Source organism: Streptomyces sp. NPDC048295 (assembly GCF_040652135.1).
Classification (GTDB): domain Bacteria; phylum Actinomycetota; class Actinomycetes; order Streptomycetales; family Streptomycetaceae; genus Streptomyces.
In genome coordinates, this window is sequence record NZ_JBEZLL010000058.1 from 1 (window position 1) to 19371 (window position 19371).

At 72.0% G+C, this 19371-nt stretch carries 18 protein-coding genes and 1 pseudogene; 7 read left to right on the forward strand and 12 right to left on the reverse strand.

Annotation, left to right across the window (positions count from 1 at the left end; genetic code table 11):
* From AB0D53_RS41100 to AB0D53_RS41115, 4 genes are all read right to left on the reverse strand, one after another.
* Positions 1 to 732, reverse strand: a 732-nt coding sequence (locus AB0D53_RS41100) for an amidohydrolase family protein (protein ID WP_362454573.1), incomplete at its 3' end; no start/stop codon positions are given.
* Positions 729 to 1418 carry an urease subunit gamma gene (gene ureA, locus AB0D53_RS41105; protein ID WP_362454575.1) on the reverse strand — a complete coding sequence of 230 codons (690 nt, stop codon included), beginning with the start codon at positions 1416 to 1418 and terminating at the stop codon, positions 729 to 731. The genes ureA and AB0D53_RS41100, both read right to left, overlap by 4 nt.
* A gap of 332 nt (positions 1419 to 1750) precedes the next feature.
* Entirely contained in the window at positions 1751 to 2839 is a 1089-nt protein-coding gene (locus AB0D53_RS41110) for a branched-chain amino acid aminotransferase (protein WP_362454577.1), read from the reverse strand.
* A gap of 238 nt (positions 2840 to 3077) precedes the next feature.
* Positions 3078 to 4121 (reverse strand): 3-isopropylmalate dehydrogenase, encoded by a 1044-nt coding sequence (locus tag AB0D53_RS41115; protein ID WP_362454579.1) that lies wholly within the window; start codon positions 4119 to 4121, stop codon positions 3078 to 3080.
* 129 nt (positions 4122 to 4250) lie between these two features.
* Here AB0D53_RS41115 and AB0D53_RS41120 point away from each other — a divergent pair, with 129 nt between their 5' ends.
* Positions 4251 to 5819, forward strand: a complete 1569-nt coding sequence (locus AB0D53_RS41120) for a metallophosphoesterase family protein (protein ID WP_362454581.1) — start codon at positions 4251 to 4253, stop codon at positions 5817 to 5819.
* Between the two features lie 12 nt (positions 5820 to 5831).
* On the opposite strand, the gene AB0D53_RS41125 is transcribed toward AB0D53_RS41120, so the two are convergent.
* A complete protein-coding gene (locus AB0D53_RS41125; RefSeq protein WP_329814433.1) occupies positions 5832 to 5960 on the reverse strand; it encodes a hypothetical protein in 129 nt (42 codons plus the stop codon).
* 670 nt (positions 5961 to 6630) lie between these two features.
* On the opposite strand from AB0D53_RS41125, the gene AB0D53_RS41130 reads away from it, so the two are divergent.
* The 4 genes from AB0D53_RS41130 (at position 6631) to AB0D53_RS41145 (ending at position 10057) form a co-directional block, all read left to right on the forward strand.
* Positions 6631 to 7203, forward strand: a complete 573-nt coding sequence (locus AB0D53_RS41130) for a CDP-alcohol phosphatidyltransferase family protein (RefSeq protein ID WP_362454584.1) — start codon at positions 6631 to 6633, stop codon at positions 7201 to 7203.
* A complete protein-coding gene (locus AB0D53_RS41135; RefSeq protein ID WP_362454586.1) occupies positions 7200 to 8060 on the forward strand; it encodes a phosphatidate cytidylyltransferase in 861 nt (286 codons plus the stop codon). The genes AB0D53_RS41130 and AB0D53_RS41135 overlap by 4 nt, the downstream gene beginning before the upstream one ends.
* Entirely contained in the window at positions 8057 to 9265 is a 1209-nt protein-coding gene (locus tag AB0D53_RS41140; RefSeq protein ID WP_362454588.1) for a lysophospholipid acyltransferase family protein, read from the forward strand. Before AB0D53_RS41135 ends, AB0D53_RS41140 begins: the two co-directional genes overlap by 4 nt.
* 81 nt (positions 9266 to 9346) lie before the next feature.
* A complete protein-coding gene (locus AB0D53_RS41145) occupies positions 9347 to 10057 on the forward strand; it encodes a nitroreductase family protein (RefSeq protein WP_362454590.1) in 711 nt (236 codons plus the stop codon).
* A 90-nt stretch (positions 10058 to 10147) separates the two neighbouring features.
* On the opposite strand, the gene pruA is transcribed toward AB0D53_RS41145, so the two are convergent.
* Positions 10148 to 11779 (reverse strand): L-glutamate gamma-semialdehyde dehydrogenase, encoded by a 1632-nt coding sequence (gene pruA / locus AB0D53_RS41150; protein ID WP_362454592.1) that lies wholly within the window; start codon positions 11777 to 11779, stop codon positions 10148 to 10150.
* 39 nt (positions 11780 to 11818) lie between these two features.
* Entirely contained in the window at positions 11819 to 12745 is a 927-nt protein-coding gene (locus AB0D53_RS41155; RefSeq protein WP_362454594.1) for a proline dehydrogenase family protein, read from the reverse strand.
* Between the two features lie 179 nt (positions 12746 to 12924).
* Between AB0D53_RS41155 and AB0D53_RS41160 the strand changes: the two genes are divergently transcribed.
* Positions 12925 to 14061, forward strand: a complete 1137-nt coding sequence (locus AB0D53_RS41160; RefSeq protein WP_362454596.1) for a helix-turn-helix domain-containing protein — start codon at positions 12925 to 12927, stop codon at positions 14059 to 14061.
* 11 nt (positions 14062 to 14072) lie between these two features.
* Here AB0D53_RS41160 and AB0D53_RS41165 read toward each other — a convergent pair whose 3' ends face one another.
* Positions 14073 to 14552, reverse strand: a complete 480-nt coding sequence (locus AB0D53_RS41165) for a carboxymuconolactone decarboxylase family protein (protein WP_362454598.1) — start codon at positions 14550 to 14552, stop codon at positions 14073 to 14075.
* A 47-nt stretch (positions 14553 to 14599) separates the two neighbouring features.
* Here AB0D53_RS41165 and AB0D53_RS41170 point away from each other — a divergent pair, with 47 nt between their 5' ends.
* The gene (locus AB0D53_RS41170) at positions 14600 to 16021 is read left to right on the forward strand and encodes a PLP-dependent aminotransferase family protein (RefSeq protein WP_362454600.1); all 1422 of its coding nucleotides are present in this window, start codon (positions 14600 to 14602) and stop codon (positions 16019 to 16021) included.
* A gap of 30 nt (positions 16022 to 16051) precedes the next feature.
* Here AB0D53_RS41170 and AB0D53_RS41175 read toward each other — a convergent pair whose 3' ends face one another.
* The 4 genes and pseudogenes from AB0D53_RS41175 to AB0D53_RS41190 form a co-directional block, all read right to left on the reverse strand.
* Positions 16052 to 16579: a hypothetical protein gene (locus tag AB0D53_RS41175; RefSeq protein WP_362454602.1), complete on the reverse strand. Its 528-nt coding sequence runs from the start codon at positions 16577 to 16579 to the stop codon at positions 16052 to 16054.
* Between the two features lie 119 nt (positions 16580 to 16698).
* A complete protein-coding gene (locus AB0D53_RS41180) occupies positions 16699 to 17298 on the reverse strand; it encodes a TetR/AcrR family transcriptional regulator (protein WP_362454604.1) in 600 nt (199 codons plus the stop codon).
* A gap of 92 nt (positions 17299 to 17390) precedes the next feature.
* Complete coding sequence (gene serA, locus AB0D53_RS41185; RefSeq protein WP_362454607.1) at positions 17391 to 18983, reverse strand: phosphoglycerate dehydrogenase; 1593 nt, start codon at positions 18981 to 18983, stop codon at positions 17391 to 17393.
* Between the two features lie 275 nt (positions 18984 to 19258).
* Positions 19259 to 19371: pseudogene (locus AB0D53_RS41190) on the reverse strand (ketol-acid reductoisomerase); the annotation flags it as partial.

Genomic DNA, 19371 nt, shown 5'->3' on the forward strand with positions numbered 1-19371 from the left:
CGCGGTGTCCAGGGCGCGGGTGTGGGCGCCCATGTCCTCGTGCACCTTGAAGCCGCAGGCCCCGCCCTCGGCCAGCGCCTCGACCAGCGGTGCCTGGTGGGAGGACGAACCGCGGCCCAGGAAACCGATGTTGACCGGCCAGGCGTCGAAGGCGTTGAAGGCGTGGCGCAGCGCCCAGGGCGAGTTGACGCCGACGCCCCAGACCGGGCCGAACTCCTGGCCGATGACCGTGGTGACGCCGGAGGCGAGCGAGGCCTCCATGATCCGCGGCGAGAGCAGGTGGACATGGGTGTCGACGGCGCCGGCCGTCGCGATCATGCCCTCGCCGGAGACGATGGTCGTGCCCGTGCCGACGACGACGTCGACACCGTCCAGGGTGTCCGGGTTGCCGGCCCGGCCGATCGCCGCGATCCGGCCCTCGCGGATGCCGATCGACACTTTGCGGATGCCCTGCACCGCGTCGATGACCAGGACGTTGCTGATGACGATGTCGCAGGTGTCGCGGACCGCGGCGGCCTTGAGGTGCAGCCCGTCGCGGGCGGTCTTGCCGAAACCGGCGAGGAACTCCTCGCCGTACTGCTGTGCGTCGGACTCGACGCGGACGGTCAGCCCGGAGTCGCCGAGCCGGACCCGGTCCCCGGCGCGCGGGCCGTGCGTGGCGGCGTACGCGTGGGGGTCGATGTGCCTGCTGCCCGGCGCGCAGTGGTCGCTGTGCTTGGTCGGCCTGCTCATGCGCCTGTTCCCTTCGCTCCCAGATATCCGCAGGCGGCGGCCCTGCGCAGGGCCTCCTCCTTGGCGCCCGGCGCGTCCAGCGGGCCGTCGACGAGACCGGCGAAGCCGATCGCCACGCGCGTGCCGCCGATGGGCACCAGGCCCACCTCGACGCTCTCCCCCGGCCCGAACCGCACGGACGACCCGGCGGGGACGCAGAGCCGCATCCCGTAGGCGTCCGAGCGTGCGAAGTCGAGCCGGGGGTTGGCCTCGAAGAAGTGGAAGTGCGAGGTCACGGAGACCGGCACGGTCGCGGTGTTGTGGACGGTCAGCCGCACCGCGGGCTCCGGCTCGGGCGTGGCGGGCCCGGGGACGACGGCCCCGGGCCCCTCGTCGCCCAGCCCGTCGCCCAGCGGCCGGGAGACCACGGCGAGCCGCGAGCCGTCGTCGAAGACGGCCTCCACATGGACCTCGGTGACGACGTCGGCGACGCCCGGCAGCACGTCGTCGGGGCCGAGCACGGACCGGGCGGCCTCGATGGCCTCGGCGAGCCTGCGCCCGTCCCGGGCGGCCTCGCAGACCGTGTCCGCGATCAGAGCCGTCGCCTCGGGGACATTGAGCTTGAGCCCCCGGGCGCGGCGGGCCCGGGCCAGTTCGGCGGCGCTGAAGAGCAGCAGCCGGTCGCGTTCCGTCGGAGTCAGTCGCACGTCTCCACACCTCTCGGTTAGAGCAGCACTCTAACTCATGGTTAGAGCGGCACTCTAAGAGCGTCCGGCAGCAGGCGGCGCGGATGAGGGAGCGGGGCCGGGGTGCGCGCATCGCACGGCGGAGGACCGAGCGGACGCGGAGCGCCGGTGATCGGCGACGGCGCCGCGAGGCGCGTGCCCCGGCCCCGCGACGCCGCGAGGCCTGGTGCCGGACGCTCCGCGTGAGAGGGCACACACCGGGCAGCGGGACACGGCCCGGCGCATACGAAAGCCGCGCCCGGCGGGAGCGGGGCGCGGCTTTTCGTGGATACGGGGCCCGGGGGCCGGGGGCGTCAGCCGAGGGGGTGCATCCAGCCGTGGGTGTCCTCGGCGACACCGCGCTGGACGTCCAGCAGGCGCTCGCGCAGCTTCATCGTGACCTCGCCGGGCGTGCCGTTGCCCTGGACCCACTCGCCGCCCTCGGACTTGACGGTGCCGACGGGGGTGATGACGGCAGCGGTGCCGCAGGCGAAGACCTCGGTGAGGGTGCCGTTCGCGGTGTCCTCGCGCCACTGGTCGATGGAGACGCGGCCCTCCTCGGACTCGTAGCCGAGGTCACGGGCGACCTTGAGCAGCGAGTCACGGGTGACACCGGCGAGCAGCGAGCCGGTCAGGGCCGGGGTGACGATCTTGTTCCCGTACACGAAGTACAGGTTCATGCCGCCGAGCTCCTCGACCCACTTGTGCTCGACCGCGTCGAGGTAGGCGACCTGGTCGCAGCCCTTCTCGGCGGCCTCGGCCTGGGCGAGGAGGGACGCGGCGTAGTTGCCGCCGGTCTTGGCGTCGCCCATGCCGCCGGGGACGGCACGCACCCGGTTCTCGGAGAGCCAGATCGAGACCGGCTTCACACCGCCGGGGAAGTACGCGCCGGCCGGCGAGGCGATCACCAGGAACAGGTACTCGTTGGCGGGCCGCACACCGAGACCGATCTCGGTCGCGATCATGAACGGGCGCAGGTAGAGGGACTCCTCGCCGCCGTGCGCCGGAACCCAGGCCTCGTCCTGCCTGACGAGTGCGTCACAGGCCGCGATGAACGTCTCGACGGGCAGCTCGGGCATGGCCAGCCGGCGGGCGGAGGCCTGGAAGCGCTTGGCGTTGGCCTCGGGGCGGAAGGTGGCGACCGAGCCGTCGGGCTGGCGGTACGCCTTGAGGCCCTCGAAGATCTCCTGCCCGTAGTGCAGGGTCATGTTGGCGGGATCGATCGAGAGCGGTGCGTACGGCACGAGCTGGGCGTCGTGCCAGCCGCGGCCCTCGGTCCACTTGATCGTCACCATGTGGTCGGTGAAGCGGCGGCCGAATCCGGGGTTGACCATGCTCGCCTCGCGCTCCGCGTCGGACAGCGGGTTCGAGGAGGGCTTGAGCTCGATCGTGGGCGTCGTCATGAGTGCGTGTCCTTCACCGTTGTGTGTGTTGGACCGCGCTCACGCCGCTCCCGCCAGGCAGGTGCTAGGACGTCCGAGTTTCGTTGCGAGCCACGGCCCCGTTCGATTATCGCTCCCGGGTGGCCGTGCACGAAACGGCGTGTGTGCGGTCCAGTGTCGATGGTGGCACCCGGGGCCGCACAAGGAGAAGCCGCCGGGAGCGGTGGTTGCCCGGCGGCTTCGAGACGGAGTCGTCGGGTCAGTTCGCTACGCGTACCGCGAGCGCGTCGCCGATCTGGTCGGTCGTCCGGCTGGTCGCCCCGTCGCGCTCCGCGAGGTCGGCGGAGACGGCGTCCTCGATGCGCGCGGCCTCGGCCTCGTGGCCGAGGTGACGCAGCAGGAGGGCGACGGAGAGGACCGTGGCCGTCGGGTCGGCCTTGCCCTGGCCCGCGATGTCGGGGGCGGAGCCGTGGACCGGTTCGAACATCGACGGGAAGGTGCCCGTCGGATTGATGTTGCCGGACGCGGCCAGGCCGATGCCGCCGGTCACGGCAGCGGCGAGGTCGGTGAGGATGTCGCCGAAGAGGTTGTCGGTGACGATGACGTCGAAGCGCTCCGGCTGGGTGACGAAGAAGATCGTCGCGGCGTCGACGTGCAGATAGTCGGTGGTGACCTCGGGGTACTCGGTCGCGACCCTGTCGAAGATGTTCTTCCACATGTGGCCGGCGTACACGAGGACGTTGTTCTTGTGGACCAGCGTCAGCTTCTTGCGCGGGCGGGCGCTCGCCCGCTCGAACGCGTCACGGACGACGCGCTCGACGCCGTACGCGGTGTTGACGCTGACCTCGGTGGCGACCTCGGCCGGCGTACCGGTGCGCAGCGAGCCGCCGTTGCCCGTGTACGGGCCCTCGGTGCCCTCGCGGACGACGACGAAGTCGATGTCCGGGCGGCCGGCCAGCGGTGTCGCGGTGTTCGGGAACAGCTTCGACGGCCGCAGGTTGATGAAGTGGTCGAAGGCGAAGCGCAGCTTCAGCAGGAGCCCGCGCTCCAGGACGCCCGACGGTACGGAGGGGTCGCCGATCGCACCGAGCAGGATGGCGTCGTGGCCCTTGAGGGCTTCGAGCTCCGCGTCGGGAAGGGTTTCACCGGTGCGGTGCCAGCGCTGGGCGCCGAGGTCGTACTCCTTGGTCTCCAGCTTCACATCCTCGGGGAGAACGGCGTTGAGGACCTTGAGACCCTGGGCCACGACCTCCTGGCCGATACCGTCACCGGGGATCACTGCGAGACTGATGCTGCGAGACATGTCCGCACCCTACTGCGCGTCCCACCCCATGACACGTAACGTCCACCATGCGGACACATGGGGAGCTGTACGTGTACCGTTCACCTATCCGACGGTACGGCGTCAGGCGATGGGTGGATGTTCTGCTCCATGGACATCCCCCGTTTCGGAATCCCCGAGAAGCTCGCCGACCGGATGAGCATGGCCGAGCAGCATGAATACCTGCGCACCCGGCTGACCCGGCGCGGCGCGCTGCGTACCGGAGTGGCGACCGCGGCCGTCGCCGGTCTCGGCACCTCGCTCGCCGTCTCGCCCGCGTACGCCGCCCCCACCGCGCTCACCTCCCGCCGCACCTCCACCCAGGTGGACGGTTCGCTGGTGGCACCGTTCGGCCGGCACCTGGCGTACGGCGCCGACCCCAGGACGCAGATGGCGGTCTCCTGGCAGGTCCCGTTCGCCGTGAAGCGGCCGTACATCCGGATCGGCCACAAGCCGTGGGCGCTGAGCCGCCGGATCGACGCCGAGGTCCGCCATCTGACCACCCCGGAACTGAACGGCGGCAAGATCGCGGCTGCCGAGCAGTTCTACGTGCACGCGAGCCTGGAGCGGCTGCAGCCGGGCACGACGTACTACTACGGCGTCGGTCACGACGGCTTCGACCCCGCCGACACCCGCAATCTGGGCACGCTCGGCACCTTCACCACCGCGCCCTCGCGCGCCGAGGCCTTCACCTTCACCGCCTTCGGCGACCAGGGCGTCAGCTACCACGCACTCGGCAACGACCAGCTGATCCTGGGCCAGAACCCGGCGTTCCACCTGCACGCGGGCGACATCTGCTACGCCGACCCGTCCGGCTCCGGGCAGAGCACCGACACCTACGACGCCCGTACCTGGGACCAGTTCCTGGCACAGACGGAGACCGTGTCGAAGACCGTGCCGTGGATGGTGACCACCGGCAACCACGACATGGAGGCCTGGTACTCGCCGGACGGCTACGGAGGGCAGAACGCCCGCTGGACGCTGCCCGACAACGGCCCGGACCCGGTGAACCAGCCCGGCGCCTACTCGTTCGTGCACGGCAATGTGGCTGTCGTCGCCCTCGACGCCAATGACGTCTCGTACGAGATCCCGGCCAACTTCGGGATCAGCGACGGCCGGCAGACCCGCTGGCTGGACCGGCGCCTCGGCGAGCTGCGGGCCCGTCACGACATCGACTTCGTGGTGGTCTTCTTCCACCACTGCGCCTTCTCGACGACCAACGCGCACGCCTCCGACGGCGGGGTGCGCGACGCATGGGTGCCGCTCTTCGAGAAGCACCGGGTGGACCTGGTCATCAACGGCCACAACCACGTCTACGAGCGCACCGACGCGATCCTGAACAACGCCGTCCGGCGCAAGGTGCCGATCGGCGAGCGCACCGACCCGACGCGGGACGGCATCGTGTACGTCACGGCGGGCGGCGCGGGCAAGGCGCTGTACGACTTCCCGGTGCCTGACAGCTTCGAGGGGCATGTCGCGGACCTGGACAGCGTGGACACGTACCACGTGGTCAAGGGCGGCGGCAGGGCGACCGAGACCGTGGAGTGGTCCCGGGTGCGCTACACCGGGTTCTCTTTCCTGGCAGTGGAGGTGGAACCCGGCCGGCACGCCCGGATGAAGGTCACCGCGCTCGCCGAGTCGGGCGAGCGCATCGACCACTTCGAGATCAGCCGGGGCTGAGCGGGGCCGGTCTCAGTGACCGGTGGAACCGCCGTTGTCCCTGCGGTCGAGGGCGCGCTGGAGGGCGGCGGCGGCGTTCCGGCGCTCCGACTCGGTCGGGCGGTGGGCACGGCGGACACGGCGGGCAGTCGTCTGGACCATGATGGATCGACTCCTTGAGATCGCGAGGATTTCGAGATCGAAAATCGTGAAGCTGATTTCGAGATCAGGATTTCGAGGCGCCGGAAGGGCGGGGAGCGGGCGCCGCAGGGGTTGCCTGCACAGGGGCGCGCACTCACGACCGCCAGTCGCTGGATCTAGCGTGACGTTCGGCTCCTACAAAGCTAGGGCAGCTCGGCCGGTCTGTCTCCACAATTACTCGGACTTCCTACTATCTGAGACGGAGGTTTACCGCCGGCCGTCCCCGGATTCCGGACGAGAGCCCGGATGACAGGCCATCGTGCCTGCTCAGAAGGGGTGACACGGTCGGCGGGCAGCTTCGCCGCGGCGGCTGTCGCCCACATCACGTCGCCGTCCGACCGGTCGAGGACGAGCGTCCCGGAGCCGACGGGCAGCCCCCGGCCGCCCGCGCCGCGGACAAAGGTCCTGTCCTCCTCGTCCGGCAGCCGCTCCACCGGGTACCGCGCCTGTACCGCGGTCCTCCCCGGATCCCGTCGAGCGCTGCCCGGGCCGGCCGGCGGTGTGTGCGGTGCGCGGGTTCGCCCCGGCCGTACGCCCCGGCCTCCCGAGCACCACGGCCACCAGGTACTCAGTCGGCATTTGAGTACCCGCCACGTGTCGAAGGTGCGTGCGTCGCAAGAGAGTTGGGCCCATGAACGGCCTCTACGCTCTCAAGCCCTGGTACGCGGACCGGCTCTCCGGCGTCCGCGCCGCGCTGGTCCGCCGTGAGGTGTCGCCCGACACCCTCACCGCGGCCGGTGTGGTCTCGGCGGCCGGTGCCGCCGCCGCGCTGGCCTGGCTGCCCACCGGCCTCGCCGCCCTGCCCGTCGCCGTGCTGCTCGCGGCCCGGCTCGCCTTCGCCAACCTGGACGGCGCGCTGGCCCGCGACACGGGCCGGACGACCCGGCGGGGCGCGGTACTCAACGAACTGGGCGACCGGGTGGCGGATCTGGTCGTGCTGGCCGGGTTCCTGGCACTCGCCCCGCTGTGGCTGGTGGCGGTGGCCGGGCTCGCGGCGACGCTGCCGTCCTGGGTGTCGCTGGCCGGAGCGGCGGCGGGCGCGCCCCGGCGCAACGGCGGCCCGGTCGGCAAGACCGAGCGCTGCCTGCTGGCCGTGGTCGCGGCGGCGAGCGGCTGGGCCGTGCCCGTCCTGGCCGTGATCGCCGCCGGCTCGCTGCTGACCGCCGCGCTCCGGCTGGCCGGCCTGTGGCGGGAGACCGCATGAGCGCCGTACTGATCGCCGAGGAGGCGGCGGCCCGGGCCGTGCCGCTGGTCGCGGGGGTGCTGGGGGCGGGCGGTGTCGCCGTCGCCGTGCTGCCGTCGACGGTCCGGATGCGGGCCGAGCTGCGCAAGCGGTGGCGTACCTGGGCGCTGGTGGCGCCGGTCTTCCTGGGGGCGTACTTCCTGGGCGGCGGCGGCACGTTCGCGCTGGCCGCGGGGCTCGGGGTGGTCGCGGCGGGCGAGTTCGCGCGGATGGCGGGGCTGCGCCGGGGCGACCTCGCGGTGCTCGTGGCAGCCGCGGTGGCGCTCCCCGCGCTGGCGTGGCTCGCGCCGCGGTTCCTCGACGTCCGGGCGGCGGCGCTGCTGCTGGTCGCGGCCGCGCTCCCGCCGCTGCTCGGCGGGGACGACCGGGCCGGTTTCACCCGCGCCGCGCGTACCGCATTCGGACTGCTGTGGATCCCGGTCGCCCTGACCGGTCTGGTGACGCTCGGGGACACGGGTGTCGCGGTGGGGCTCGCGGTGGCGCTCGGCGATGTCGGTGCCTGGTGCGGGGGGACGGCGCTGGGCCGCCGGGGCCCGCTGGCCCGGCCGCTGTCGCCGCTCTCCCCCCACAAGACCTGGGCGGGGGTGCTCGGCGCGGCGGTGGCGACGGCCCTGCCGCTGCTCGTGCTCGGCGGGTTCGCGTTCCCGCTGTGGGCCGCGGTGATCGGCGGCTGTGTCCTGGGCGACCTGCTCGAATCGATGGTCAAGCGCGAGTCGGGGGTGAAGGACGCGGGCAGCTGGCTGCCCGGCTTCGGCGGCCTCCTCGACCGGATCGACTCCCTGCTGGTGGCCCTTCTCCTGGCGATGGTGATGACATGACCCGCACCCCTGCGCGCGTCCGCGACCGCATCGCGCTGCCCGCCCGCTCCCGGTTCGCCGCCACGCTCCGGCGCGGTCTGTGGTGGGCCGTCCTCAGCCTCACCGGCGGGGTGGAGCGGCGCGGCCGGCTGCCGCGCGGCGGCTGTGTCGTGGTCGCCAACCACTCCTCGCACGCGGACACGGCGGCGCTGCTCGCCGCGCTCGATGCCCGGCACACCCCCGCGATCGGCGCGGCGGCCGACTACTGGTTCGCCTCGCCGTGGCGGCGCCGGATCTGCCGCAGGCTCGCGGCCGGGTTCCCGGTGCGGCGCAGCGGAGGCGGCATGGACGACCTGCTGTCCATGGCGGACGAGCTGCGCGCCGGCCGGGCGGTCGTGCTGTTCCCGGAGGGAACCCGGGGCGGGGACGGTGAGCTGGGCTCCTTCCACCGCGGCGCGCTGGTGCTGGCCGAGCGGGCCGGGGTGCCGGTCGTGCCGGTGGGGATCGCGGGCACCGACCGGCTGCTGCCCAAGCACGGCCGGCTGCGTTCGGCGCTGGTGCGGGTGTCGATCGGTGACCCGCTGCCGTCGGCGGCCGGCCCTCGGGAGGCCCGCGACGCGGTGGCCGCGCTGCACGCGCGTACGGTCGCCGAGCCGCTGCGGGACTCGGCGGCGCGGCGCCGGGTGGCGTCGGTCGTGGCCTCGCGCCGGGGCGTCCCGCTGGCATTCGGGTGGGCGCTGGCGGAGGCGCTGAGCTGGCCGTTGATGCCGGAGCTGCTACTGGCCGCGGTCTGTGTGGCGGTGCCCCGGGCAGCCCTCAGGATGTCGCTGGGCGCGCTCGCCGGGAGCCTGGCCGGCGGCCTGCTCGCCCTTCAGCTGGCCTCGGCCGGTGTGCATCTGCCCGCCCCGCTGACCACGGACCGGATGCGGGCGGAGGTCCGGGCCGAACTCGCGCTGGAGGGGGCGTCGGCGGTGCGGCACCAGCCGTGGAACGGCATTCCGTTCAAGGTGTACGGCGCCGAGGCGGGCCGCGCCGGTGTCCCCGCGCTCGGCTGGCTCACCGCGTCGGCGGCGGCCCGGGGTTCCCGGACGCTCGCCGTGGGGCTCGGCTTCGCCGCCTTCGGGCTGCTGATGCGGCGCCACCGCCGCCGGTACGGCCGCTTTCTGGTCCTGCTGGGCGGCGGCTTCGCGGCGGGGCTGTCACTGATCGTGACCGGCTGGAGCTGACCGGACACTGACCGACGGGCGTGCCGCTTCTGTCCGACGGCACTCTGGTCCGGACCTGCTCCCGCCCGCCAGACTGCCGCCATGTCCGACACCACAGCCGTACCCCCGCAGTGGACGCCCATCCATGGCGCGCCCTACCGGCCGGTCCCCCACCGCCCCGAACGCATCGCGGCCGAGGAGTCCCTCGCCCGTGCCGCCCGGTTGCGGAAGCTGATGGGCGAGCGCAGGACCGTGCGCCGGTTCTCGTCCGATCCCGTTCCCGAGCAGGTCGTGAAGGACGCGATCGCCTGTGCCGCGACCGCCCCGTCCGGCGCGCATCAGCAGCCGTGGACCTTCGTCCTGGTCAAGGACCCGGACGTACGCCGGCAGATCCGCGAGGCGGCCGAGCGCGAGGAGCGGATCAGTTACGACGGCAGGCTCGGCGAGGAGTGGCTGGCGGCGCTGCGACCGCTGGGGACCGATGCCGTGAAGGCCCATATGACGGACGCCCCGGCCCTGGTCGTGGTGTTCCAGCAGCGGTACTGGGTGGGCGAGGACGGCACCCGGCACAAGCACTACTACGTCGACGAATCGGTCGGGATCGCTGTCGGAATGCTGCTCTCGGCGCTGCATCTGTCGGGCCTGGCGGCGCTGATCCACACACCGAGCCCGATGCGGTTCCTGCGCGAGGTGCTGGACCGCCCGGAGAACGAGAAGGCGTTCGCGGTGATCCCGGTCGGGTATCCGGCCGAGGACTGCGAGGTGCCCGGCCTGGTACGCAAGTCGCTGGACCAGGTGCTCGTGGAGATCTGAGGCACATGGAAACCGCCTCCCGGCCGGCAGGGGAACCGGGCGGGAGGCGGAATTCGTGGCGGGGCGCCGGGGTGGGACGCCCCGAGGGGATCAGCCCTGGTGGGGGTAGGTGTAGTCGGTCGGCGGAACCAGCGTCTCCTTGATGGCCCGGGTCAGGGTCCAGCGCTGCAGGTTCTGCGGGGCGCCCGCCTTGTCGTTCGTACCCGAGGCACGGCCGCCGCCGAAGGGCTGCTGGCCGACGACGGCACCGGTCGACTTGTCGTTGATGTAGAAGTTGCCCGCGGCGTACCGCAGCTTCTCCATCGTGTACGCGGCCGCGGCGCGGTCGTTCGCGATGACGGAACCGGTCAGCGCGTAGTCGGAGACCGACTCCATCTGCTCCAGCATCTCGTCGTACTTGTCGTCCTCGTAGACGTGCACGGCGAGGATCGGGCCGAAGTACTCGGTCGTGAAGACCTCGTTGGCCGGGTCGGTGCACTCGATGACGGTCGGGCGGACGAAGTAGCCCACCGAGTCGTCGTACGTGCCGCCCGCGACGATCGTGCAGGACGGGTCGGCCGCGGCACGGTCGATCGCGGCCTTGTTCTTGGCGAACGAGCGGTCGTCGATGACGGCGCCGATGAAGTTCGACAGGTCGGTGACGTCACCCATGGTGATGGCGTCGACCTCGGCGGCGAACGCCTCCTTGAAACCGGAGTTCCAGATGGAGGCCGGGACGTACGCGCGGGAGGAGGCCGAGCACTTCTGGCCCTGGAACTCGAAGGAACCACGGGTCAGCGCGGTCTTCAGGACGGCGTGGTCGGCCGAGGGGTGGGCGACCACGAAGTCCTTGCCGCCGGTCTCGCCGACGAGCCGCGGGTAGGTGCGGTAGTTGGCGATGTTGTTGCCGACCGTCTTCCACAGGTGCTGGAAGGTGGGGGTCGAGCCGGTGAAGTGGATACCGGCCAGGTCGCGGTGGTTCAGCGCCACCTCGGAGACGGCGATGCCGTCACCGGTCACCAGGTTGATGACGCCCTTGGGCAGACCGGCATCCTCCAGGAGCTGCATCAGCAGCACGGCGGCGTGGGTCTGCGTCGGGGACGGCTTCCACACCACGACGTTGCCCATGAGGGCGGGGGCGGTCGGCAGGTTGCCCGCGATGGCCGTGAAGTTGAACGGCGTGATCGCGTAGACGAAGCCCTCCAGCGGGCGGTGGTCCATGCGGTTCCACACGCCCGGCGAGTTGGCCGGGGGCTGCTCGGCCAGGATCTGGCGCGCGTAGTGCACGTTGAAGCGCCAGAAGTCGACGAGCTCGCAGGGGGTGTCGATCTCGGCCTGCTGGGCGGTCTTCGACTGGCCGAGCATGGTGGACGCGGCCAGCGTCTCGCGCCACGGGCCGGACAGCAGCTCGGCGGCGCGCAGGATGATCGCGGCGCGGTCGTCGAAGGACATCGCGCGCCAGGCCGGGGCCGCGGCGAGGGCGGCGTCGATCGCGTCCTGCGCGTCCTTCTGCGTGGCGCCCGCGAACGTACCGATGACGGCCTTGTGGTTGTGCGGCTGCACGACGTCGAAGCGCTCGCCGCCGCCCATCCGCTTCTCGCCACCGATGGTCATCGGAAGGTCGATCGGGTTCTGGCTGAGCTCCTTGAGCTTCACCTCCAGGCGGGCACGCTCCGGGGAGCCCGGGGCGTAGGAGTGGACCGGCTCGTTGACCGGCGCGGGGACCTGGGTCACAGCGTCCATGAGTTCCGTTGCTCCTTGGGTAGAGAAGTGGAGGGGGGCTCAGCCCTTGGTGAGGACGGAGCGGCCGAAGAACAGCAGGTTCGCCGGCTTCTCCGCGAGGCGGCGCATGAAGTAGCCGTACCAGTCGGTGCCGTACGCCGTGTAGACGCGCATCCGGTGGCCCTCGGCGGCGAGCCGGAGGTGCTCCTCGCTGCGGATGCCGTACAGCATCTGGAATTCGTACTCGTCCAGCTTGCGCCCGGCCTTGCGGCCGAGCTCCTGGGCGATGGCGATCAGACGCGGGTCGTGGGACCCGATCATCGGGTAGCCGTCGCCCTCCATGAGGATCCGCAGGATGCGGACGTACGCCTTGTCGATCTCGGCCTTGTCCTGGTAAGCGACGGAGGCCGGCTCCTTGTAGGCGCCCTTCACGATACGGACACGGCTGCCGGCGGCGGCCAGGCGGCGGGCGTCCGCCTCGGTGCGGAACAGGTAGGCCTGGATCACGCAGCCGGTCTGCGGGTAGTCCTTCCGCAGCTCCTCGTGGATGGCGAACATCGAGTCGAGGGTGGTGTGGTCCTCGGCGTCCAGCGTGACCGTGGTGCCGATCGCGGCGGCGGCCTCGACGACCGGGCGGACGTTGGCGAGCGCCAGCTCGTGGCCGCCGTCCAGCGCCTGGCCGAACATGGAGAGCTTGACGGACATCTCGGCCTTGGTGCCCAGGTCCAGGTCCTTGAGGCGCTCGATCAGTTCGAGGTAGGCGTCGCGGGCGTCGGCGGCCTGCTCGGGGGTGGTGATGTCCTCGCCGACCACGTCGAGCGTGACTTCGAGGCCCTTTCCGGCGGCGTCCTCGATGATCGGGACGACCTGGTCGACGGTCTCACCGGCGATGAACCGGTCGACGACCTGCTTGGTGCCAGGTGCGGCCGAGACGAAACGGCGCATCTTGTCGCTGCGGGACGCGGCGAGTATCACGGGACCCAGCACGGGGCACCTCCACGGAAAGTACGAACGAAGGCCATACCGGGAGATGGGGAACAGACCGGTACAGCACGGAGAACCACCGTGAAATCTAAGGATCCCTCCGATCCTGTGCCATCGACAGCTGTCACGCATCCGTTCCCCTGTTCTCAGACATATGTCTGAAGGGGTGCGAGAATGGCCGGGTGAAGGGCGATTACCAGGAGCTGGTCGACGAGATCTCCGGGCTGCTCGGCGCCCCCGCGACGCTGGAGAACCGGGACTTCGGCCTGGTCGCCTTCGGCGCCCACGACAGCGACGACGACACCGCGATGGACCCGGTCCGGACCCGTTCGATCCTGACCCGCCGCTCCACGCCCGCCGTCCGTGCCTGGTTCGAGGGCTTCGGCATCACCCGCGCCACCGGCCCGGTCCGCATTCCGGCGGCCCCGGAGGCCGGGGTCTTCCGGGACCGGATCTGTCTTCCGGTACGCCACCGGGGTGCCGTGCTCGGCTACGTATGGCTGCTCGACGCGGACCCGGGGCCGACCGACGAGCAGCTGAAGGCGGCGATGGAGGTGGCGGCCCGGATCGGGGCGCTGCTCGCCGACGAGGCACGGGCGGGCACCGATCCGTCCCGGGAGTTCGGCGCGGTGCTGACCGCCGGCCGGGGCTGGCAGCGCGACATGGCGGTGGCCGCGCTGGACGAGGCGCTGGGGCCGGACGCGAAGGGGCTGCACACGGTGGTGTGCGTGGCCCCGTGGCCGGACGATCCGCCGTCGGTCCGTACGGTGCCGTCGACGGCGGCGCTCGCCGCGATCCCCGGGGCCGGGGCGTCGCCCGTCCTGGCCGCGCTGGTCCGGCTGCGCTCCACGGATGTGCTCGACCCGGCGTTCTCGGCCGCGGACCGGCTGCGTGCCGCCGCGGGCGGGGGCGCCACCGCCGGGGTCGCGGTCCCCCGCCGGGGTCTGACGGAGCTGGCCGCGGCCTGGCACGAGGCGGTGGCCGCCGCCCGCGCGGCGACGGCCGAGCCCCGGTTCGGGCCGGTCGTCCAGTGGCCGGCGATCGGACCGTACCGGCTGCTGACCGCGCTCCCCGTGGAAACGGCCGCGGACCCCGTGGTCCGTCCCCTGCTCACCCCGCCGCACAGGGATCTGGCCCGCACCGCCGAGGTCTTCCTCGACTGCGCGGGCCAGGCATCCCGGACGGCCGCCGCACTCGGTGTGCACCGGCAGACGCTCTACTACCGGCTCTCCCGGATCCAGCAGCTCACCGGCCTCGACCTCAACGACGGCGAGGACCGGCTGCTGCTGCACATGGCGCTCAAGGCGTCCCGGCTCTGAGCGCGACGGCCTCAGGCCGCCCGTTCGTCCGTGCCGGCCACCTTGCCGGTGGCCAGGGCGAGACGGTTCCAGGTGTTGATGGTGAAGATCAGCGCCAGCAGACCGGCGAGCCTGGTCTCGTCGAACACGGCCGCCGCCCGTGCGTAGACGTCGTCCGGGACCCCGTCGCGGGAGACCAGGGTGACGGCCTCGGTGAGCGCCAGCGCGGCCTGCTCCTCGGCGGTGAAGAAGTGCGTGGCCTCCCGCCAGACGGCCACCATGTGCAGCCGCTCCTCGCTCTCCCCGGCCTTGCGGGCGTCCTTGGTGTGCATGTGGAGGCAGTACGCGCAGCCATTGAGCTGCGAGGAGCGGATCTGCACCAGTTCCACCAACGCGGGATCCAGGTCCTGGCGTGCGGCGGCGTCGAAGCCGATGAGGGCCTTGAACGCCTTCGGGGCGGCCTTGGCGAAGTTGATGCGAGGGGCGCGGACTGCTGTTCCGTGGTTCGTCATGTCCTCTACGTTATGAGCCTCAAAGACCTCGCATAGGGTGCATTCCCATGTCGGAATCATGGGTCAATTCTGCGGAGCGGATCGGCAGTGACCTGCTCCTGGACCTGGCGGGGCCGGGCAGCCGCCGGGCGGTCCTCATCCGCGCGCTGCGCCGCGCAGTACGGGAGGGGAGGCTGGCGCCCGGTACCCGGCTGCCGCCCTACCGGTCGCTCGCCGCCAACCTGGGCCTGGCCCGCAACACCGTCGCCGACGCCTACGCCGAACTGGTCGCGGAGGGCTGGCTGACCGCCCGGCAGGGCTCGGGGACACGGGTCGCCCGGCGGGCCGCTCCCGTGGCGTCCTCCCGGGTCCCGCGCAAGGTGCCGCACCGTCCGGCGGGCCCCGTCCACGATCTGCGCCAGGGGCGGCCGGACACCGGCTCCTTCCCCCGTACCGCCTGGTCGGCCGCCGCCCGCCGCGCCCTGAACGCGGCGCCCAACGACGCCTTCGGCCCCGGTGACCCGCAGGGCCGGACCGAACTGCGCCGGGCTCTGGCGGACTATCTGGGGCGTTCGCGCGGAGTCCGCACCACGCCCGAGCGGATCGTGATCTGCTCCGGGTTCGCCCATGCGCTGCGGCTGCTGTCCGGGTGCGGCATCCTGCGCGGCCGGCTGGCCGTGGAGTCGTACGGTCTCGGATTCCACCGGTCGCTCCTGGACGCCGCCTCGGTGCGCACACTCCCGCTGACACTCGACGGTGACGGTGCGCGGGTCGGGGAGCTGGCCGGGCTGTCCGGTGTGCGCGCCGTCCTGCTGACTCCGGCTCACCAGTTCCCCACGGGTGGGCCGCTGGGGCCGGAGCGCCGCTCGGCCGTCGTCGACTGGGCGCGCGGCCGGGACGGGCTGGTTCTGGAGGACGACTACGACGGCGAGTTCCGGTACGACCGGGACCCGGTGGGCGCGGTACAGGGGCTGGATCCGGACCGGGTGATGTACGCGGGCTCGGTGAGCAAGAGCCTGTCACCGGCCGTCCGGCTCGGCTGGCTGGTCCTCCCGGAGCGCCTGGTCGCGCCGGTCCTGGCGGCGAAGGGGGAGCGGGAGGCCTGGGCGAGCGTGCCGGACCAGCTGACCCTCGCCGAGCTGATCACGTCCGGACAGTACGACCGCCATGTCCGCCGGATGCGCCGGAACTACCGCGACCGCCGCGACCGGCTGGTGGCGGCGCTCGCCGAGCGGGCCCCGCACATCGTGCCGACCGGCATCGCTGCGGGACTGCACGCCGTGCTGCGACTGCCGCCCGGCACGGAGCAGTCCGTGCTCAAGGCCGCCGCCTGGCAGGGCCTCGCCCTGGACGGGCTGGACGACTTCCGCCACCCGGACGCGACGGACCGGGCACCGGACGGCCTGGTCGTGGGGTACGCCGCCCCGGCGGACCACGCGTTCGCCGCGGCGGTGGAGGCACTCTGCCGGGCACTGCCGCCGGCACCCTGAAGCGTGTCGCACACGGCCGGGGACGACCGCTCAGAGCCAGGACGGAGGGTCGGGGGCGACGATCGGGCGGTCGCTGACGACGGCCGCCATGACCAGGGGCGCGTCCCCGTCGCTGTGCCCGACGCTCACCCCCACCCAGCGCCCGTGCGTGGGGACAGGTCCCCAGACCGACAGGTCTCCGTAGCAGTCCTCGTCGAGCAGCGCCTCGAAGAGGGCGGGCACCGGTTCCCCGTTCTCCCTGAGGAGAAGCGCGTGGTGGACCGCCACCTCGCGGTGGTCCCCCCAGCGGCGGTCCAGCTCGGCGGCGAGCGAGGCGAGCCGCGCCCGGGCCGCCTCCTGGGCGTCGTCCCACTCGGGACCGTCCGCCCCGTCGAGCGCGTCGCCCTCCCAGAGCGGGACGATCCGGAAGCCCTCACCGGTGGTCGCCGTCCACTCCCCCGTGCCGGGCTCGCCCTCGGCCTCCGCCGGACCTGCGGCGGGCAGCGGTGCGGTCAGCAGCGCCTCGATGTCGGCGACGCCCCGTGCGACGGCGAACGTCTCTCCGGCGCGGGCGCTCATCGCGCGCCACCGTTCCCGCGCGATGCCTGGATTCGCTTCCTCATCCGTGTCCACTCCTGCCTGCGCCGACGACGGCGTCGCACGTACGGACCCCGCCGGGGCCGAACCGGCGGATCATGCTAGCCGACGGAGCCCGCCCGGCCCTCCAGGACGGCCTTCAGCCCGTCCGTCAGATCCTGTGCGGAGGGCGCCGACTCACTGTCCATCAGCCACTGCACCATGACGCCGGCGAGCAGCGCCTGGCAGAAGAGACCGGCCACCCGCGCCTTCTCCGGGTCGGCCCGGGGGTCGATGCCCAGCATGTTCTCGGCGAGACCGACGCGGCCGTCGCGCTGCGGGCCGGCGAGGGCCTTCTGCAGTTCGGAGTCGGACTCGATCCGGGAGATGACCTCCATCTGGAGCTGCCAGACGGCGCGGGTCTGCTCATAGCTGCCGATCACCCGCTCCCAGGTGTCGCGGAACTGGTCCAGCGGCGCGGCCGGCGCCTCCGGTGCCTCGGCCCGCGCCTCGCCGCTCTCCTTGTTCAGCAGTTCGCCCCACTCCTCCGTCACCTTGAGGAAGGCGAGGTTGAGCAGCGCCTCCTTGGAGCCGTAGTGGTAGCCGATGGAGGCGAGGTTCGTACCGGAGGCGGCCACGATGTCGCGTGCCGTCGTCCGGGCGTACCCCTTCTCCAGCAGGCAGCGCTTGGCGCCTTCGAGCAGATCCTCACGGTGTCCCATGAAAGCAGCGTACCCGGCATCTAGACGCGCGTATAAGACGCACGTCTAGATGCCGGGTACGCGGAGGGTACGCGGAGGAAATCCGGAAACCGTCAGTCGGTCAGATTCACCGTGCGGGCCGAATTGGCACCGATCTCGGTGGAGATCTCGGCGAGCACCGACGCCGGGACGTCGTCGTCGACGGTGAGCACGACCAGCGCCTCGCCGCCCGCGTCCGTCCGCGAGACCTGCATGCCCGCGATGTTCAGACCGGCCTCGCCGAGGATCCGGCCGACCGTGCCGACGACACCGGGACGGTCCTCGTAGCGCAGCACCACCATGTGGTCGGCCAGCGCCAGGTCCACGTCGTAGTCGCCGACGGCGACGATCTTCTGGAGGTTCTTGGGCCCGGCCAGCGTGCCGGAGACCGCGACCTCCTCGCCGCCCGAGAGCGTGCCGCGGACCGTGACCACGTTGCGGTGGTCGGGCGACTCGGAGCTGGTGGTGAGGCGGACCTCCACACCGCGCTCCTGCGCGAAGAGCGGGGCGTTCACGTACGACACGGTCTCGTCGACGACGTCCTCGAACACGCCCTTGAGCGCGGAGAGTTCGAGCACCTTGACGTCGTGCTGGGTGATCTCGCCGTACACCTCGACATCGAGGCGGACCGCGACCTCGCCCGCGAGCGCGGTGAAGATCCGGCCGAGCTTCTCGGCGAGCGGCAGACCGGGACGCACGTCCTCGGCGATCACGCCGCCCTGGACGTTGACCGCGTCCGGCACGAGCTCGCCGGCGAGGGCCAGGCGCACGGACTTGGCGACGGCGATGCCCGCCTTCTCCTGGGCCTCGTCGGTGGAGGCGCCGAGGTGCGGGGTGCAGACGACCTGGTCGAACTCGAACAGCGGGGAGTCCGTGCAGGGCTCCTTCGCGTACACGTCGAGGCCGGCTCCGGCGACGCGTCCCTCCTTGAGGGCGGAGGCGAGCGCCGCCTCGTCGACGATGCCGCCGCGTGCGGCGTTGACGATGCGGACCGAGGGCTTCACCTTGTGCAGCGCCTCGTCGCCGATCAGGCCGAGCGTCTCGGGCGTCTTGGGGAGGTGCACGGTGATGAAGTCGGCGACCTCCAGCAGCTCGTCGAGCGTGAGGAGCTTGACGCCCATCTGCGCGGCCCGCGCGGGCTGCACATAGGGGTCGTACGCGACGATCTTCATGCCGAAGGCCGACATGCGCTGCGCGACCAGGACGCCGATGCGGCCGAGGCCGACGACACCGAGGGTCTTCTCGCTGAGCTCGACGCCGGTGTACTTGGAGCGCTTCCACTCACCGTTCTTGAGGGCGGTGTTGGCCTGCGGGATGTTGCGCGCGGTGGCGACCAGCAGACCGCAGGCCAGCTCGGCGGCGGTGACGATGTTGGAGGTCGGCGCGTTCACGACCATCACGCCCGCCTTGGTGGCGGCGGAGACGTCCACGTTGTCCAGACCGACGCCGGCGCGGGCGACGACCTTCAGCTTCTTCGCGGCGGCGATGGCCTCGGCATCCACCTTGGTGGCCGAGCGCACCAGAATGGCATCGACCTCGGCGATCGCGGGGATGAGCTCGGCGCGGTCCGCGCCGTTGCAGTGCCGGATGTCGAAATCCGGACCCAGGGCGTCAACCGTGGCGGGCGACAGCTCTTCAGCGATGAGTACGACAGGTTTCGAGCTCACGTGAGTCCTCACAGATCCAGTGCGGACGGCCGTCCCGACGGCCGCAGGCGTGGAGGGGCTTGCCGCGTGGAAGACGCACGACACTGTGGGCCTGACGCGTGTATGTGTGGAGAAGTGTAGTCATGCGCCAGGACGCATACTGCGCCCCGTTGGAAGGATCACCCGCACGGGGGTGGACGACTTGTACACACGTACGGCGCCGCCTCTTCCGGCGGTGGGATGACGGGAACGCCCCGGGGGGCGGGTCGCAGGACCCGCCCCCCGGGGCGTCGGCGTTACGCGTCCTCGTCGTTGACCCAGCTCATGAGCTTGCGCAGCTCGCGGCCGGTGGTCTCCAGGAGGTGGTCGCTGTCGGCCTTCTTGTACTCGTTGTACTTGGGCAGACCGT

Bases quoted from the DNA above. Each gene is read 5' to 3' on its own strand.
- AB0D53_RS41170 (WP_362454600.1), top strand. From the start codon at position 14,600: ATGTCGGAATCATGGGTCAATTCTGCGGAGCGGATCGGCAGTGACCTG.
- AB0D53_RS41130 (WP_362454584.1), top strand. From the start codon at position 6,631: ATGAACGGCCTCTACGCTCTCAAGCCCTGGTACGCGGACCGGCTCTCC.
- AB0D53_RS41135 (WP_362454586.1), top strand. From the start codon at position 7,200: ATGAGCGCCGTACTGATCGCCGAGGAGGCGGCGGCCCGGGCCGTGCCG.
- AB0D53_RS41125 (WP_329814433.1), bottom strand. From the start codon at position 5,960: ATGGTCCAGACGACTGCCCGCCGTGTCCGCCGTGCCCACCGCCCGACC.
- AB0D53_RS41140 (WP_362454588.1), top strand. From the start codon at position 8,057: ATGACCCGCACCCCTGCGCGCGTCCGCGACCGCATCGCGCTGCCCGCC.
- AB0D53_RS41175 (WP_362454602.1), bottom strand. From the start codon at position 16,579: ATGAGCGCCCGCGCCGGAGAGACGTTCGCCGTCGCACGGGGCGTCGCC.
- pruA (WP_362454592.1), bottom strand. From the start codon at position 11,779: ATGGACGCTGTGACCCAGGTCCCCGCGCCGGTCAACGAGCCGGTCCAC.
- AB0D53_RS41145 (WP_362454590.1), top strand. From the start codon at position 9,347: ATGTCCGACACCACAGCCGTACCCCCGCAGTGGACGCCCATCCATGGC.
- AB0D53_RS41120 (WP_362454581.1), top strand. From the start codon at position 4,251: ATGGACATCCCCCGTTTCGGAATCCCCGAGAAGCTCGCCGACCGGATG.
- AB0D53_RS41110 (WP_362454577.1), bottom strand. From the start codon at position 2,839: ATGACGACGCCCACGATCGAGCTCAAGCCCTCCTCGAACCCGCTGTCC.
- AB0D53_RS41115 (WP_362454579.1), bottom strand. From the start codon at position 4,121: ATGTCTCGCAGCATCAGTCTCGCAGTGATCCCCGGTGACGGTATCGGC.
- AB0D53_RS41180 (WP_362454604.1), bottom strand. From the start codon at position 17,298: ATGGGACACCGTGAGGATCTGCTCGAAGGCGCCAAGCGCTGCCTGCTG.
- AB0D53_RS41165 (WP_362454598.1), bottom strand. From the start codon at position 14,552: ATGACGAACCACGGAACAGCAGTCCGCGCCCCTCGCATCAACTTCGCC.